Genomic DNA, 14,658 nt, shown 5'->3' on the forward strand with positions numbered 1-14,658 from the left:
TGGCCGCCCGGCCTGCTGCTTCCCCACAGCGGACCGGGCGGCCGGTTCAGGGGATCAGGAAGACGTGCCGAGGATCTGGGCGCGCTGGTCGGGGGTGAGCTTGGCGAACGCGGCGACCTGCTCGGGGGTGAGGTTGCTGCCGGGCGGCGGCGTCCACGCAGCCGCCGGGGCCGGGGCGGTCTGGGCGGCGTTGTATGCCGCCTGCACCGGGTTGGGCATCGCGGCGATCTCCGGGGCCGCCGCCTGGGCCAGCGCGCTCGGCTGGCCCGCCGGGGCGCCCCCGTTCAGGAACTCGGCCGACGCCGCGACCGACGGCGGCGCGTACACCGCGGTGTACAGCTTCGGCGCCGAGAACGCCCCCCGCGGCTTCTCCCCGTCCGCCACGTACGTGATCGTCAGCGTGCCGCCCACCTCGAGGCCGCGCGCCCCGGAGGTGCGGACGGCCTGGCGGACCGCGTCCTGCAGCTTGGCCTTGATGTAGAACTTGCGGCGGCCGTCGTCGTCGGCGATCTCGGGGTCGCGCTGCTCGGTCTGGACGGTGACGACCAGCTGCATGCGGGGGCGGCCGTCGTCCCAGAACTTCGGCGACCCGTCCTTCGGGTCGGTCTGCTGCACCACCTCGGGCTGCGCGCAGATGGTCCCGGAGACGGTGGTGCCGAAGAAGGGGAACTTCGCGGACGGGATGCCGCCGCCCATGAGGAAGTCGTTGGGGTCGTACTGCTGCGGGGAGGTCATGGTCATGGGGTCTGTGCTCCTTGGATCGGTTGTTACTGGGCGATGAGGTCGTGCAGGGAGTCCGAGGCGCTGCTGAGCGCCTCGGGGTCGCCGGGGCAGCCCTCGGCGAGATCAGTGGCCCCCGGCCGGAACCAGGGGCAGGACCGGCACCAGGACTCGCGGCGCCGGAGCAGGGGGAACGCCGCCGGGCCGAGCGCCGCGACGAGCTTCGCGATGCCGTCCGCCCGGGACAGAGCGGCCTCGACGACAGCCGGGTCGTACGGTTCGGACCACAGGTGGCGCTGCTTCCACTCCTGGTCCCTGGGAAGGAAGTAGATGGCGACGTCGGTGACCGGGAAGCCGCGGGCGGCCCATCCGGCCCCGTACAGGTGGGCCTGGATCCGGTACTGGTCGCCCGGCCCGTTGGCCTTGTACTTGCGGAGGGTTGAGCCGCCGGGGATCTTCCAGTCCCACACGACCCCGTCCACGTACAAATCGGCGTTGCCGCTGATGTCGTCGCCGTTGACCTGGCCGACGGTGACGCGCTCCTCGACCGCGTACCGCACCTGGCCGTGCTCGGCCCACCCGGGCAGCGAGTAGTTCGCCATGGTCAGCAGCTCCTGCAGCCCGGTGTGGACGTTGGTGCCGATCCACGCTTTCCAGGACAGGGGCTGGTCGGTGTTGCACGCCGGGTGGCCGGCGGTTTTGTAGCCGAGGCGCAGGTCGCAGGGGATGCCGAGCTCGCTGGGGCCGATCGCGGTCTGGAGGGTGCGGGGTGCGTTGTTGATGTGCGCCTCGATCAGCTGGTCGAGCTCGGCGGCGAGGGCGGCGATGCGCGGCGGAACCGTCACCAGTCACCGGCCAGGAGGGCGGCCATCTGGTCGAGCGCCGACTCCTCGGTCTGCCACTCGGTCGCGGCCCGCCGCACGATGAGGTGCGCGTCAACCGGACGGCCGAACGCTTCCTGGGCGCGCACCATCTCGGCGACCCGGGCCACCGCCCACTCCCGGTCGCCCGGGGTCTCGTGGTGGACGAGGGTGACGGTTTCGGTGCGGCCGTCGGCCCACCGGTGCGTGTAGCGGGCGGCGAACTCCAGTCCGCCGGGGGGAGAAGTGGTCATTGCTCCTTGGCTCCTTGGCTCGAAAGGGTGCGCGTTCAGGCGCTGGGCGGAACCGCGCTCCCCTGACCCCTGATGACAGGGGAGGGCGGCTCGGGCTCAACGTCAGACCGCGATGGCGATTTCCAGCGGCGCGACGTGGCGCAGGTAGTGGCAGTCCTTGCCGTCGTCGGTGCGCACGACGAGCGCGGGCGCGTAGCCGTACCCGGGGTCCTCGTAGGTGCCGGTGACGGTGCCGGTCTGGCCGCTGACCGTGTTGCGGATGCGCGCGTCTCGCTGGATCTGGACACTGGCGGGCAGCTCGGAGAGGGCCCGCCAGAACGCGTTGCTGGTGGGCTGCGTGGTGACGGCGGCCCGGTCCAGGAGCGGGGTGAGGAGGTGGGCGCGCTTCTCCAACTCGGCCCGGTACCGGCGGTCGTCGTCGTTCTCGCCGTACAGGGCGCCCACCAGCTCGGCGACCCCGGTCTCCCGGGCGAGCTCGGCCGAGGTCATGTTGTCGAGGGCGGCGATGTCGGCGGTGTCGGCGGTGAGCTTCTCGGTGCTGTACAGGTGGGCGTGGGCGGCCGCGAACCGGGTTTTCGCGGCGGCGTCCATGCCCTGGGCCTCGGCGACGGTGTCGACGTAGCCCGGCTCACTGGGGTGCATGAAGCCGAGGCGGCCGGTGGCGCGGGCCTCGGTCACGGTGCCGCGGTGGCGGAGCTGGCGGACGAACTTCCCGTCGCGGTCGAAGACGTTGACGATCTGGAGGCCGTGGCCGTCCTGGGTGATCTCGGCGGGGATGGTGGTCATGAGGGGCTCCAAGGATCCGGGGGGTGCACCGTCTCGCACCGCGACGGTTTGTTCTTGCACCATGAACACTATCTCATGGTGCATCATGGTGCAAGACGGTGCACGGGTGGACGTGGAAACTCCAGCTCAGACCGGGATGTCGTGCCTCATGTTGGCGACCTGCAGCGTCTGCAGCCGGGCCGCGAGAGCGTCGGCCCGCTCCCGTTCCCGGCGCACCTCGGCGCGCTCTTTCGCGTCCGCTGGCACCGCAGGGAGGGGCCGCGTCTCCTCCAGGGCGAGGGCCCGCCACACGCCGTCGCGTTCCCGCTCGGCCTGGGCCAGGTCCACGAGGAGCTGGTCGCGTTGACCGGTCAGGGACGCGCACTCCTCCCGCACCTCCCGGATCTCCTCGCGGAGCAGGTCGAACTCGCGGCTCAACGAGGCGGTGGTGCGAAACCAGTCGAGGATGCTCACGGCTGCTCCTGAAGTTCGATGCGGGCGCCCGGCTCGCCGAGCACGCGGGTGATGAAATCGGCGACCCCGTGGCAGGTGTCCCACGTATCGACGGTGACCCGGGCCCCGGCCCGCCGCGTGACCGTGATCGTCGCGCTGCGAGGTTGCGGGCCCGGGGTGGGGAAACCCCCACCAGCGACGGGCAGGCCGCCGGCGGGGGTCGTGGTGCTGGCGTTCATCAGGCGGGCGCTCCGCCCTCAGGCTGGTTGGTCATTGCTTCCTTCCATCGGGGGTTTCGAGAGGTACGAGGGCCAGGCGCAGCCCGAACACGCGGGCGTACGCCTCCACCTGGGAGAGCTTGGGGTCGCGCTTGCCGGACTCCCACAGCGCGACACTGGGCTGGCTGATGTGGACGGCTCTGGCGAGCGCGGCCTGGGATCGGTGACAGCCGAGCCGAATCCGGGTAAGCGCGGCGACGATCGGGTGCGGCCGGCGGGTCATCCGGTGGCCGCCAGCTCCTGCTCGACCGGGACAAGGGCGAGCTCGTAGCCGAGCGCCTCCAGGTACGGCTGCAGCGTCGACAGCCTCACCCCGCGGCGCCGCGTCTGGCTCTCGAAGGCGGTCACGCTGCCGGGCGTGTGGTAGATCCGGGCACCCACGGCGGCCGTGGACAGGCCAGCACGGCGCCGGAGCTCACCCAGGCGCGGGAGAGCGTCGACCACGTCGCAGACGACGATCTGCCCGCACCGCATGACGAACCGGTGGTCGAGGAGGCGGGCGTAGGCGGCAATGTGGTGGACGCGTGGGTTGCACTTGCCGATCTCCCAGCGGCTGACCGCGTTCGCACCGAAGCCGAGCCGATCGGCGACCTGCTCTTGGAACAGGCCACGGTCTTCGCGGAGTTCTTTGAGCTGCTCGGGGATGGTGAGGATCAACATGACTCCTCCTCGGCGGGGGCGAGGTCGAGGGTGCAGCCGAGCGGCTTCACGTACTTCTCCAGGCTGTGGAGCCACGACTCGGCCGTGGTGTGCGTCTCGGCCATGCCGATCGTGTGGCGGCTCACGTACATGCGGGCCGCGAGCTGCGTCTGCGTCAGCCCGGCCCGCCTGCGGAGGACACCCAGGTTGGGCAGCACGTCGAGCACGTTGACGACGTGGTCGCCGCGGCGTACGACGATCCGCTGTCCGAGCAGGTCGGCGTACGCGGCCACGGCGGCGATCCTCGGGCTGCGGAGACCGTTCTCCCACCGGTAGACGGTGGCGGGGTTGACGCCGAGGGTTCGGGCGACGCCGCGCTGCGGCAGGTCCTGGTCTTCGCGGAGCTGGGCGAGACGTTCGGTGATGGTGATGGTCTTCACGGGGTCACCGCCAGGGGTGCGAGTTCGATGACGAGCAGGGACAGCTGGCCGCCGCGCACGACGGCGCCGAGGCGCATGTCGGGGCCGATGAGGTGCGTGTCGTCGTCGTCCGGGAGGACCCCGTAGTCGACGCAGCCGTCGATGAGCGCCTTGAAGCTGGGGTAGAGGTTGCCGACGTCGCGGCGGCGGCGGTCCGGCGGCCGGTAGCAGCCGTAGATGTGCGCCCGACCCAGCGCGGGCACCTGGGCATCCTCGGCGGCCTGGCGGCCGGCGGCGCGGAGGGCCGCGGTGAGGCGGGCCCGGGGCGCGTGGTGGAGCCGCTGATTCGCGTTCAACAGCCGCATCCCGGCGGGCAGGGTGAGGGTCCAGGAGCGGGGGGCGGGGCCCGCCGCCGCCCCGGGGAAGGGGGCGGCGACGGGGAGCTGGTGGGCGGTCACGAGCCGCCCCGCAGGATGACGTGGGCGACCGCCAGGGCCTGGGTGAGGTCGCGGCGGTGTCGGGGGGCACGATGCTCGTTCATGTCGGCCTGGCGCGCGGACTCCTCCATCAGCTCGGCGAGCGGCTCGGCCAGGCCCGGGTGGACCAGAGCCATCCAGGCAGCGTTTTCGCCGCCCATCGGCTCGCAGACCACGTTGTCCATGCCGAACGGGCTCACCGTGCCGTCGTTCTCAACGATCGGGGCGACGAGGCGATCCCCGTCATCCATGGACATCCAAGGGCCGGGCGTCGCGTTCCCGGCCGTCTCCCGCAGCTTGGCCGCGGCGGCGCGGAGCTCCTCGACGGGCGTCACCGGCTCACCTCCTGCTGGGTTCGGCTGACGCCCCAGAAGATGAGGCCGGCCACCGTGGATCCGAGGAGCCACAGGACGATGAGTGCCGCCCACCCGGCCGGGTGCTCCGGCCACACGGTGGCGCGGTCGACGACGGTGAACCACGTGCTGGCGAGGACGGCGACCCCGGAGCAGGTGCCGGCGGTGAGGGCGTGGATCCAGCGGCGGCTCATGGCGGCCATGACGGTGAGGGACGCGGCGGCGATCGCGATGAGCGCGGTGAGGATGGCGGCCCCGATCACGACCCACCCCGCTTCACGCGCCGTGCCGCGCCCATGTAGAAGCCGATCAGGAGGCTGCTCAGGACCAGGTAGGCCACGTCCGATGGGTCGAACGGCCGGACGATCAGGTCGTGGATGGACACGGCCATCACCATGAGGCTCACTGCGCAGCCGATCACGCAACCGATGTAGACGGCGGTCTTCATCAGGGCTGTCCTCCCGGCTGATCGGTGCTCGCCGCGGGCGGGGCGTACGGCTCGAAGTGGCCGCGCACCTTCTCCTGCGCACGGCCCATGAGCTCGTCGAAGGGGATGGCCTGGGTTCCGGCGGCGGCCGTGACGCACGGCCCGTCCAGGCTGTGCGTCACGCCGCCGACCCCGGGCAGGCCGCACGCGCACCAGCCCGGCCCCTGGTCGTTCGGCACCGCGTCGACCGGCTCGACGACCGGCTCGGCCGGAGGCTGGCCGGGGTTGGTCTCCGCGTAGGACAGGAGGTTCGACCATTCGGCGACGGAGGCGCGCGCGGCCTCGGTTTCCCGCTCCAGGGTGATGACCTGCTCTTGGGCGAACCGGAGCTCTTCGGTGATGCGGGAGATGGTGGACGAGGAAAACGTCATGACGCCTCCAGGGCGGGGGTGATGTGGATGACGGCCCGGTGGGGGAGCCGGTGGTAGGTGACGGGAGCGCCGCCGTCGACCTCGCGGGCGAGCAGCTGTACCGCGGCGCATGTGGGGTTGCTGCAGGGGATGGGCGGGGTGAGGATCTTGACGGCGGGCGGCAGGCCGGGCTCGGGGATGGTCCAGGGGTCGGGCGCGTCCGGGATGCGGGCCAGGACTCCGGGGAGCAGGTCGGCGAACGTCACACCGCACCGCCCTCGGAGGCAGGGGCCTCGCCGCGGATGAGGAGAGTCAGCGGGCCGTAATCCCTGGCGAGGCCATCCCAGCTGTACTCCAGGGTGCCGTGGCGCAGGCCCCCCTTGCCGCTGGCGTCGAAGACGTCCCACACGTCTCCGTCGCGGTCCTTCCACACGTCGCCCACGCGCAGCTCAGGGGCGGCCGGGTTCTGCTCGGGAACCGGGGGGCGCTCGGGCTCGGGAGCGGGCGACGCCGGGTAGACGCGAGTCAGGGGGCCGTGTGTGGCGTTGACGTTCTGCCAGACGCGCTCCGTCCCGGCCGCGCCCCGAAGAACCACCTGCCCAGACCTGTCCTTGCTGGCGAACCGCTCCACGCCGTCGCGGTCCCGCCAGATCTCCCCGGGCTGCGGCTCCCCCTGCGCAGGGACCAGGCGCTCCGCGGCGACGACGTAGTCAAGCGGCACCGTCACGTCGTACAACCCGGCGCCCGTGGAGACGGCGATCGTGAGTTCCGCCGTGCGGCCGGGCTGGTCGTCCGGCTCACGGTCGTACTCGATGACGCCGTCGACGGTGATGCGGATGCGCTCGCCGCGCTTGTACTGTTCAGGCATGGCCTGACTCCCTTTGCTTGTTTCGCGATGGGTGTGAGGGGTTGGTGCCTACCGGGCTCCCGGCCGGTGACACGGCCGGGGCCCGGGACCTACACGGCGCGCTGAAACCGCTGCAGCCGCTCCTGCTCCTGGACCGCCCGCTCGGCCGCCTTCTTCGCGACGCCCCGGGCACGGATTTCCTGCATGTGCGCGCGGCGAGCGTTCACCGCAGCCGCCGGAATGTCCTGGGGCCGGACGACGCCCTCCTTACGGATTCGCGCCTCCCAGTACTCCAGCGACGTCGGCGACGCGGCGCGCGCGGCCGCGGTCCGCTCGCTGCGGTTGGGCGTCATGGCCCAGGACTTGTTGACGGCGATGCGGCGCTGCGCGGACACGCGCGGGTCGGCCGCCATCAGCGCCGGCCCTTCTTGCGCTCGGTGGCCTGCTTCTTCAGCAGCGCCTTCACGGAAGCCTCGTCGATGAGGACGCGCCCCTGCGGGTAGGCCTCGCTCTTTGTAGCTTTCAGCCGGCCGTCCTGGCGCATCCGAAAAATGGTGTTTCTGTGAACGCCCAACCGCTCGCTCGCCTGTTCGATACTCAACGACATATGCCTCACCTCGTGGTGCGCTGTGGTGCATCTTGCACCACGAACGTATCTCACGGTGCAAGACGGTGCAAGGTGGTGCGTACCCAAACAGCCATAGTGATGCACCGTGTCAAGACGATTCGCGGTGCATCGTGGTTCAATACGGTGCATGAGCGAGGGACAGTCAGGCGCGCCCGCAGTGGGGCTGTGGCGGCGCATTACGCAGGAGTTAGCGGTGCGAGACTGGGACATCGGTGATCTTGCCGAGCGGTCCGGAGTGCACCGAAACACGATCAGCCGACTGAAGAAACAGCCGACACCACCTCTGACCAAAACTGTCAATGCCTTGGCGCTGACGCTGAACATCCCGATCCGGGAAGCGTTCGAGCTCGCAGGCCTAGAGGCTCCCGTTGAGACAACGACGGAGTCAGTCTTGGAGGGGTATTTGGCCTCCCTGCTGGAGCGCGTTCCGGCTGGCCGCCGAGCCCACCTGGAGCGGATGCGTGCCGACGAGAGAGATCGGCTGGAGCGTTTGAGGCAGCAGGCTCGGGAGGATTACGAGCGGCAGATAGGGCGGATCGCGGAGCTCGCCCGGGTGGAGGTGGAGGCCGGGGAGGGATAGATCATTTTCCGCCTACTCGAATACGCCGCCCGGTAGCGGTGACGCTACGTAACGTCAATTGTGCACGGTGAGTAATACCGCCGAAAAAGCGCCCTTAATGTCTGGATGACCGTTGCATGCAGCGTTCCAATGATGCAAGGTTGAACGATTCGCAGCACGTTAGGACCTATCTCGACCCCCGGGGAGGGCTCACCGGTGCGCCTGCTCAAACCCACAATTTATGCCCTGTGGACGATTAACGTTGTGTATGGAATTGCCCATTCCTTGTGGCCGGAAATCGGGGACTATGACGTCGCCCAGCGACTGACCCTGGCCGCAACCGTCGCTCTTACGATGCTCCAACTCCAGCGCAACTGCCGCAGCCGCAGCCGCAGCCGCAGCGGCAGCGGCAGCGGTGAATACCGCGTCGGTTACTGGCACGGCCGCGCCGACAGCAGAAGCGACTAGAGCCCCCCAGCCCCGCTCACGAGTGGATGCGTGAACGCGGCCAAGACACCCCGCCGGGCCTGCGACAGGTGAACGCAGACCCGCAGCGGGGATCTTGCACGTCAGGGCTCAGAAACGGTCCCCCAGGCCCAGGCGCGCGTGCTCTTCCCGCGCTCTCTGATCAGCCAGATCCGCACTGTAGTGATGCAACATGGCCTCGCTCTTCCAGCCGGCCACCGACATCGCCCCCCGCGCGCTGCCCCCGGCCGCCAAGAACTCATGGGCGAAGCGTGCCCGGAACCGGTGCGGCCGCAACCCCACCACCCCGGCCTGTGCGCCGCGGCGCTTCATCATCTTCCGGATCCCCTCAGGCGTCAGGTGCGCGCTGGCCCGGCCACGCTGCCCCAGCCAGAGGAATGGCGAGTCCTTCAACGGGTGACTTTGCCGGACCCGAAGGTACCGATCCAGCGCCGCCGCGGTCTTGTCGCCGAACGGGACGGTGTGCTCGTCGCCTCCCTTCAACTGGATGAGCAGCGTCCGCTTCTTCAGGTCGAGGTCGGCCAGCAGTGCCCCGGAGGTGCCGCTGACGCGGGCCCCGCAGTCGTTGAACAGCCGGAACAGCGCCAGGTCCCGGCGTTCGGGGAAGTCCGGCCCCTTGCACACGTCGAAGACGGCCTGGACTTCTTCGTCGGTCAGGTACTTCGTTCTCTTCGAGTGCTTCTTCGGCCGGTCGGCTTTGAGTACGGGGGAGGAGCTGGTGCGTTCGCCGCCCTGCTCCGGGTCGACCAGCCAGGCGAAGAACACGCTCAGGTTCGCGTGGTGGCACGCCGCGCTGCTGGCGGTGGTCCGCTCCTGCTCGTGGACGAGGAACGCCCGGATGTGCTCCGGCTCGACACGCTCGGCGTCGGTCGGCATTCCCTCCTTGGCGAGGAATGCGACGAGTTGGCGGGCGCTGCGCAGGTAGGCGCGTTTCGTCTCGTCGGCCTTGTTGGCCGAGCGCAGGGCCAGAAGCCAGGAGTCGATGAGCGGCTCCAGCTCGGCGCCCGGGGGAGTGGTCGAGGTGGGCCGCTTCTTCTTGCGGCGAGGTTGGCCGGCGGGCCGGGGAGCGAAGGCGATGATGTCGGCGTCGGGCATGAGGGACCTCCCATTGACGCGTTTTGCGTTACCGGTGGAGGCGCCGATTATCAGCACTGACGACAGTGTTCACGGGTGTCTGACCAGCTCAGACGTATATATCAGCAGGTCAGAGCGTCAATGATGTCTTCGGTTAGTTCCCGGTAAAGCGCAATTAACAATCACGAACTAGGCGGGAAACCTCACTCAGTCACCTTGACGGCAGATAGATCGGTGCGGGGGCCGTACCGGCAAGGAGGAAAGTCATTGAGGAACACAGCATGGCGCTCCGGAGTCGTCGTCGCGGCGCTGGCCACGGCGCTGGCCGCCTGCGGAGGCGAAGCCCCCTCGGGCACGAACGCGGCCTCCGCCGGCGGTGAGGACGGCATCAAGGTCGGCATCCTGCACTCGCTCAGCGGCACCATGGCCATCAGCGAGGTGACCGTCCGGGACTCGGAACTGCTCGCCATCGAGGAGATCAACGCCGCCGGAGGCGTGCTCGGCAAGAAGCTGATCCCCGTCGTGGAGGACGGCGCGTCCGACTGGCCCACCTTCGCGGAGAAGGCCACCAAGCTCATCCGCCAGGACAAGGTCGCCACCACCTTCGGCGGGTGGACCTCCGCCAGCCGCAAGGCGATGCTGCCGGTGTTCGAGCGGAGCAAGGCCCTGCTGTGGTACCCGGTCCAGTACGAGGGCCTGGAGAGCTCGCCGTACATCTTCTACACCGGCGCCACCACCAACCAGCAGATCATCCCCGGCCTCGACTACCTCAAGGAACAGGGCAAGAAGAAGATCTTCCTGGTCGGCAGCGACTACGTCTTCCCGCGGACCGCCAACAAGATCATCAAGGCGTACGCGGCGGCGAACGGGATGGAGATCCTCGGCGAGGAGTACACCCCCCTCGGCCACACCGAGTACAGCACGCTGACCAACAAGGTCGTCCAGGCCAAGCCGGACGCCGTCTTCAACACCCTCAACGGCGACAGCAACGTCGCCTTCTTCAAGCAGCTCAACAGCGCCGGGGTCACCGCCGAGCAGATGCCCGTCCTGTCGGTGAGCGTCGCCGAGGAGGAGGTCAAGGGCATCGGCGTCGACAACATCGCCGGACACCCCGTCGCCTGGAACTACTACCAGACCACCGAGAACCCGGCCAACGAGAAGTTCGTCGCCGCGTTCAAGGCCAAGTACGGCGCCGACAAGGTGACCTCCGACCCGATGGAGGCCGGATACAACGCCGTCTACCTCTGGGCCGAGGCCGCCAAGAAAGCCGGGTCCGTCGAGGTCGAGGCCGTCAGGAAGGCCGCCGGAGGCATCGCCCTGGAGCGTCCCGAGGGCCTGGTCACCATCGACGGCGAGAACCAGCACATGTACAAGACGGCCAGGATCGGGGTGATCCAGCCCGACGGCCTCATCAAGGAGGTCTGGAACTCCGGCGAGCCGATCAAACCCGACCCCTACCTCAAGGGTTACCCCTGGGCGAGCGGCCTGGCCAACGGCTGATCCCCTCTCAGACCGGCTCCGGGCCGGGCCGTGACCAGATCACGGGCAGCACCGTGACGCATCCACAATGCGGCACGGCCCGCCCCGGAGCCAAACACTCGTAGGAAGGGGACCTTCGGTGGAGGCGTTTCTCAACCAGCTCCCGATCGGCCTGTCCATCGGCGCCGTACTGCTTCTCATCGCCCTCGGCCTGACGTTCACGTTCGGCCAGATGGGCGTGATCAACATGGCCCACGGCGAGTTCATCATGGCGGGCGCGTACACCGCCTACCTGCTCCAGGACCTCACCGGCCGGATGGCCGTGATCGTCGCCCTGCCCGTCGCCTTCCTGGTCGCCGGGCTGATGGGGCTCATCCTGGAACGGACCGCGATCCGGCACTTCTACGGCCGCCCGCTCGACACCCTGCTGCTCACCTGGGGCGTCAGCCTCGTGCTGCAGCAGCTCGCCCGCGACCTGTTCGGCGCGCCCAACGTGCAGGTCCAGGCGCCCACCTGGCTGCAAGGCGGCATCGCGTCACTGCCGTACAACCGGCTGTTCATCTTCGCCCTCGCCGTCGCCACCGTCGTCGGCGTCTGGGCCTACATGAACCGCACCGGCCAGGGCCGCCGGATGCAGGCGGTGATGCAGAACCGGCAGCTCGCCGCGGTCAGCGGCATCAACACCGCCCACGTCGACCAGCGCACCTTCTTCATCGGCTCGGGCCTGGCCGGGGTCGCCGGGGTGGCCCTCACCCTCATCGGCCCCGTCGGACCCGCCCTCGGCACCTACTACATCGTCGACGCCTTCCTGGTGGTCGTCGCCGGAGGGCTCGGCCAGCTGCGCGGCGCCGTCATCGCCGCCGCGGGACTCGGCCTGCTCAACTCCTACGCCGAGTTCTGGAGCGACGCCAGCCTGGCGAAGGTCATCGTGTTCGCCGCGATCATCGCCTTCCTCCAGTTCCGGCCGCAGGGCCTGTTCGTACTCCGATCGAGGGCGCTCACATGAATCTCGCACGCCTCAGAGGGCCCGGGGTCTTCGCGGTGGTGGCCGTGCTGGCCCTGGTGGTCGCACCACTGCTGCTGGAGCCCTTCCGCCTCGGCCTGCTGGCCAAGTATCTCTGCTTCGCGATCATCGCCCTGGGCATCGGCCTGGCCTGGGGGCAGGGCGGCATGCTCGTCCTGGGCCAGGGCGTGTTCTTCGGACTCGGCGGCTACGCGATGGCCATGCACCTGAAACTGGTGGACGCCCAGGGCGACCTGCCCGACTTCATGGTGTGGAGCGGGGTCGAGCAGCTGCCCGCCCTGTGGAAACCGTTCGCCAACCCGGTGTTCGCGCTGGCCATGGTCGTCGTCGGGCCGATGCTGATCGCCACGGTGCTGGGCCTGCTGGTGTTCAGGCAGCGGGTGCGCGGCGCCTACTTCGCGATCCTCACCCAGGCGCTCGCCGCCGCGTTCGTCATCCTGCTCGTCGGCCAGCAGGGCCTGACCGGCGGCACCAACGGCCTGACCAACTTCTACGACCTGTTCGGCCAGGACCTGGCGGCCGACTCGACCCAGCGCGGGCTGTACTTCACGGTCGCGATCGTCACCGGGCTGCTCTACCTCGGCGCCCGCCAGCTGGTCAAGAGCCGCTTCGGGCGGCTGCTCGTCGCCATCAGGGACGGCGAGGACCGCGTCAGGTTCCTCGGCTACGACCCGGCCAGGGTCAAGACCGTCACCTTCGCGCTCTCCGCGGGCATGGCCGGGCTCGCGGGGGCCCTGTTCGTGCCCGTGGTCGGCATCATCTCGCCCGCGCTGCTGGGTGTGGTCCCCTCCCTCGAACTCGTCGTCGCGGTCGCGGTGGGCGGCAGGTTCGCGCTGGCCGGGGCGATCCTCGGCGCGGTCGTGATGGGGTACGCCAAGACGTCCTTCAGCGAGCAGTTCGCCGACGGCTGGCTCTACCTGCAGGGCGCGCTGTTCATCCTCGTCATGACCCTGGCCCCCAAGGGGATCCTCGGTGTGGCGGCGTCGGCGCGCGACGCCTGGGCGCGCAGGTCGGGGCGCCGTACGGACCCCGAACCGCCGCCCGCGGACGCTCCCGGTACGAGAGTGATGGAGGAGGTCGGATGAGCCCGATGATCGAGGTACGCGGGTTGTCGGTGGTCTTCGACGGCTTCCGCGCCATCGACGGCATCGACCTGACGGTCGAGAAGGGGGAGCTGCGATTCCTGATCGGCCCCAACGGGGCCGGGAAGACCACGCTCATCGACGTCATCACCGGCCTGACCCGCCCGACCACCGGCGAGGTCGTCTTCGACGGGCGCAGCCTGGTCGGCCTGCGAGAGCACAGGATCGTCCGGCTCGGCGTCGGGCGGACCTTCCAGACCTCGGTGGTCTTCGAGGAGCTCACCGTCCTGGAGAACCTCGACCTGGCCGCGTCCTTCCGCCGCCCGCTCTGGTCGCTGGCCCGGCGCAGGCGAGGCGTCTCCGACGCCGTCGCCGAGGCCCTGGAGACCACCGGCCTGAGGGAGCTGGCCGACCGGCCCGCGGGGGTGCTCTCCCACGGGCAGCGGCAGTGGCTGGAGATCGGCATGCTGCTCACCCAGCGCCCCAAATTGCTCCTGCTGGACGAGCCGGTGGCCGGTATGTCCAAGGACGAGCGGGAGCGCACCGGCGAGCTCCTGACGTCCGTGGCGAACGACCACACGGTGATCGTGATCGAACATGACATGGAGTTCCTGCGCAGGTACGCCTCGCAGGTCACCGTCCTGCACGAGGGCAAGGTGCTGATCGAGGGATCGGTGGACCAGGTCCGCGACGACCCGCGCGTGCAGGAGGTCTACATCGGAAGGAAGCGCAGCGATGCTGTCGGTACGGGAACTTGACGCGGGGTACGGCAGGGCCCGGGTGCTGTTCGGGGTCTCCCTGGAGGTGGAGCCCGGGCAGCTGATGTGCGTGATGGGCCGCAACGGGGTGGGCAAGACCACCCTGCTCAACACCGTGATGGGAGTGCTGCCCGCCACCTCGGGGTCGGTCACCTTCGAGGGACGCGACGTGACGCGCCTGCCGCCTCACGAGCGGGTCCGGCTCGGCATGGCGTACGTCCCCCAGGGGCACGAGACCTTCCCCCAGCTCAGCGTGCTCGGCAACCTCCAGGTCACGCTGGAGGCCGCCAAGGGGCCGCAGGAGGCGCTGGAGGAGGCCCTGGAGACCTTCCCGCGGCTGAAGCCGCTGCTCAAGCGGCGCGCCGGGTTCCTGTCCGGCGGGCAGCAACAGCAGCTCGCCATCGCCCGCGCCCTGGTCACCCGTCCCAAGCTGCTCATCCTCGACGAGCCCACCGAGGGCATCCAGCCGTCGATCATCATCGAGATCGAGGAGGCGATCGAGCGGCTGCACGCCACCGGCCTGTCGCTCCTGCTGGTCGAGCAGTATCTGGACCTGGCGCTCCGCCTCGCCGACCGCTTCCTCATTCTCGACGCCGGGCACGTCGTCCACTCGGGGGAGGCCGAGGAACTGCGCGGGGAGGGAATTCACCGCCTTCTCGCCGTCTGA

General features: G+C 69.7%; 26 protein-coding genes. 7 read left to right on the forward strand and 19 right to left on the reverse strand.

The window, feature by feature from the left end:
* Nucleotides 1–54: 54 nt before the first annotated feature.
* The 18 genes from ACVCAG_RS08700 to ACVCAG_RS08785 all read right to left on the reverse strand — a co-directional run bounded on the left by ACVCAG_RS08700 (nt 55) and on the right by ACVCAG_RS08785 (nt 7,508).
* Nucleotides 55–741, reverse strand: a complete 687-nt coding sequence (locus ACVCAG_RS08700; RefSeq protein ID WP_447189691.1) for a hypothetical protein — start codon at nt 739–741, stop codon at nt 55–57.
* A gap of 26 nt (nt 742–767) precedes the next feature.
* Nucleotides 768–1,565 (reverse strand): hypothetical protein, encoded by a 798-nt coding sequence (locus ACVCAG_RS08705; RefSeq protein ID WP_447189692.1) that lies wholly within the window; start codon nt 1,563–1,565, stop codon nt 768–770.
* Entirely contained in the window at nt 1,562–1,834 is a 273-nt protein-coding gene (locus ACVCAG_RS08710; protein WP_447189693.1) for a hypothetical protein, read from the reverse strand. The genes ACVCAG_RS08705 and ACVCAG_RS08710 overlap by 4 nt, the downstream gene beginning before the upstream one ends.
* Nucleotides 1,835–1,936: 102 nt before the next feature.
* Nucleotides 1,937–2,620 carry a hypothetical protein gene (locus ACVCAG_RS08715; protein WP_447189694.1) on the reverse strand — a complete coding sequence of 228 codons (684 nt, stop codon included), beginning with the start codon at nt 2,618–2,620 and terminating at the stop codon, nt 1,937–1,939.
* A 126-nt stretch (nt 2,621–2,746) separates the two neighbouring features.
* Entirely contained in the window at nt 2,747–3,073 is a 327-nt protein-coding gene (locus ACVCAG_RS08720) for a hypothetical protein (protein ID WP_447189695.1), read from the reverse strand.
* A complete protein-coding gene (locus ACVCAG_RS08725) occupies nt 3,070–3,291 on the reverse strand; it encodes a hypothetical protein (protein ID WP_447189696.1) in 222 nt (73 codons plus the stop codon). Before ACVCAG_RS08725 ends, ACVCAG_RS08720 begins: the two co-directional genes overlap by 4 nt.
* 31 nt (nt 3,292–3,322) lie before the next feature.
* On the reverse strand, nt 3,323–3,553 hold the full coding sequence (locus ACVCAG_RS08730; RefSeq protein ID WP_447189697.1) for a helix-turn-helix transcriptional regulator: 231 nt from the start codon (nt 3,551–3,553) through the stop codon (nt 3,323–3,325).
* The gene (locus ACVCAG_RS08735; RefSeq protein ID WP_447189698.1) at nt 3,550–3,990 is read right to left on the reverse strand and encodes a helix-turn-helix domain-containing protein; all 441 of its coding nucleotides are present in this window, start codon (nt 3,988–3,990) and stop codon (nt 3,550–3,552) included. Before ACVCAG_RS08735 ends, ACVCAG_RS08730 begins: the two co-directional genes overlap by 4 nt.
* Nucleotides 3,984–4,409, reverse strand: coding sequence for a helix-turn-helix domain-containing protein (locus ACVCAG_RS08740; RefSeq protein ID WP_447189699.1), 426 nt, complete (start codon nt 4,407–4,409; stop codon nt 3,984–3,986). The genes ACVCAG_RS08735 and ACVCAG_RS08740 overlap by 7 nt, the downstream gene beginning before the upstream one ends.
* Nucleotides 4,406–4,846 carry a hypothetical protein gene (locus ACVCAG_RS08745; RefSeq protein ID WP_447189700.1) on the reverse strand — a complete coding sequence of 147 codons (441 nt, stop codon included), beginning with the start codon at nt 4,844–4,846 and terminating at the stop codon, nt 4,406–4,408. The genes ACVCAG_RS08740 and ACVCAG_RS08745 overlap by 4 nt, the downstream gene beginning before the upstream one ends.
* On the reverse strand, nt 4,843–5,199 hold the full coding sequence (locus ACVCAG_RS08750; protein ID WP_447189701.1) for a hypothetical protein: 357 nt from the start codon (nt 5,197–5,199) through the stop codon (nt 4,843–4,845). The genes ACVCAG_RS08745 and ACVCAG_RS08750 overlap by 4 nt, the downstream gene beginning before the upstream one ends.
* The gene (locus tag ACVCAG_RS08755) at nt 5,196–5,480 is read right to left on the reverse strand and encodes a hypothetical protein (protein ID WP_447189702.1); all 285 of its coding nucleotides are present in this window, start codon (nt 5,478–5,480) and stop codon (nt 5,196–5,198) included. Before ACVCAG_RS08755 ends, ACVCAG_RS08750 begins: the two co-directional genes overlap by 4 nt.
* Nucleotides 5,477–5,665, reverse strand: coding sequence for a hypothetical protein (locus tag ACVCAG_RS08760; protein WP_447189703.1), 189 nt, complete (start codon nt 5,663–5,665; stop codon nt 5,477–5,479). The genes ACVCAG_RS08755 and ACVCAG_RS08760 overlap by 4 nt, the downstream gene beginning before the upstream one ends.
* A complete protein-coding gene (locus ACVCAG_RS08765; protein WP_447189704.1) occupies nt 5,665–6,075 on the reverse strand; it encodes a hypothetical protein in 411 nt (136 codons plus the stop codon). The genes ACVCAG_RS08760 and ACVCAG_RS08765 overlap by 1 nt, the downstream gene beginning before the upstream one ends.
* On the reverse strand, nt 6,072–6,320 hold the full coding sequence (locus ACVCAG_RS08770) for a hypothetical protein (protein WP_447189705.1): 249 nt from the start codon (nt 6,318–6,320) through the stop codon (nt 6,072–6,074). Before ACVCAG_RS08770 ends, ACVCAG_RS08765 begins: the two co-directional genes overlap by 4 nt.
* Nucleotides 6,317–6,922, reverse strand: coding sequence for a hypothetical protein (locus tag ACVCAG_RS08775; protein WP_447189706.1), 606 nt, complete (start codon nt 6,920–6,922; stop codon nt 6,317–6,319). The genes ACVCAG_RS08770 and ACVCAG_RS08775 overlap by 4 nt, the downstream gene beginning before the upstream one ends.
* 89 nt (nt 6,923–7,011) lie before the next feature.
* On the reverse strand, nt 7,012–7,314 hold the full coding sequence (locus tag ACVCAG_RS08780) for a hypothetical protein (RefSeq protein WP_447189707.1): 303 nt from the start codon (nt 7,312–7,314) through the stop codon (nt 7,012–7,014).
* On the reverse strand, nt 7,314–7,508 hold the full coding sequence (locus ACVCAG_RS08785; protein ID WP_447189708.1) for a helix-turn-helix domain-containing protein: 195 nt from the start codon (nt 7,506–7,508) through the stop codon (nt 7,314–7,316). Before ACVCAG_RS08785 ends, ACVCAG_RS08780 begins: the two co-directional genes overlap by 1 nt.
* A gap of 148 nt (nt 7,509–7,656) precedes the next feature.
* Here ACVCAG_RS08785 and ACVCAG_RS08790 point away from each other — a divergent pair, with 148 nt between their 5' ends.
* On the forward strand, nt 7,657–8,109 hold the full coding sequence (locus ACVCAG_RS08790; RefSeq protein WP_447189709.1) for a helix-turn-helix domain-containing protein: 453 nt from the start codon (nt 7,657–7,659) through the stop codon (nt 8,107–8,109).
* A gap of 195 nt (nt 8,110–8,304) precedes the next feature.
* Nucleotides 8,305–8,556, forward strand: coding sequence for a hypothetical protein (locus ACVCAG_RS08795; protein WP_447189710.1), 252 nt, complete (start codon nt 8,305–8,307; stop codon nt 8,554–8,556).
* Nucleotides 8,557–8,664: 108 nt separating this feature from the next.
* On the opposite strand, the gene ACVCAG_RS08800 is transcribed toward ACVCAG_RS08795, so the two are convergent.
* Nucleotides 8,665–9,669: a tyrosine-type recombinase/integrase gene (locus tag ACVCAG_RS08800; protein WP_447189711.1), complete on the reverse strand. Its 1,005-nt coding sequence runs from the start codon at nt 9,667–9,669 to the stop codon at nt 8,665–8,667.
* 246 nt (nt 9,670–9,915) lie between these two features.
* On the opposite strand from ACVCAG_RS08800, the gene urtA reads away from it, so the two are divergent.
* From urtA to urtE, 5 genes are all read left to right on the forward strand, one after another.
* Nucleotides 9,916–11,148 (forward strand): urea ABC transporter substrate-binding protein, encoded by a 1,233-nt coding sequence (gene urtA / locus ACVCAG_RS08805; RefSeq protein ID WP_440083131.1) that lies wholly within the window; start codon nt 9,916–9,918, stop codon nt 11,146–11,148.
* Between the two features lie 118 nt (nt 11,149–11,266).
* Nucleotides 11,267–12,133 (forward strand): urea ABC transporter permease subunit UrtB, encoded by an 867-nt coding sequence (gene urtB / locus ACVCAG_RS08810; RefSeq protein ID WP_362677314.1) that lies wholly within the window; start codon nt 11,267–11,269, stop codon nt 12,131–12,133.
* Nucleotides 12,130–13,236 (forward strand): urea ABC transporter permease subunit UrtC, encoded by a 1,107-nt coding sequence (gene urtC / locus ACVCAG_RS08815; RefSeq protein ID WP_440083132.1) that lies wholly within the window; start codon nt 12,130–12,132, stop codon nt 13,234–13,236. The genes urtB and urtC overlap by 4 nt, the downstream gene beginning before the upstream one ends.
* Complete coding sequence (gene urtD, locus ACVCAG_RS08820) at nt 13,233–13,991, forward strand: urea ABC transporter ATP-binding protein UrtD (protein WP_440083133.1); 759 nt, start codon at nt 13,233–13,235, stop codon at nt 13,989–13,991. Before urtC ends, urtD begins: the two co-directional genes overlap by 4 nt.
* On the forward strand, nt 13,969–14,658 hold the full coding sequence (gene urtE / locus ACVCAG_RS08825; RefSeq protein WP_440070101.1) for an urea ABC transporter ATP-binding subunit UrtE: 690 nt from the start codon (nt 13,969–13,971) through the stop codon (nt 14,656–14,658). Before urtD ends, urtE begins: the two co-directional genes overlap by 23 nt.

The organism is Streptosporangium sp. G12 (assembly GCF_052983175.1).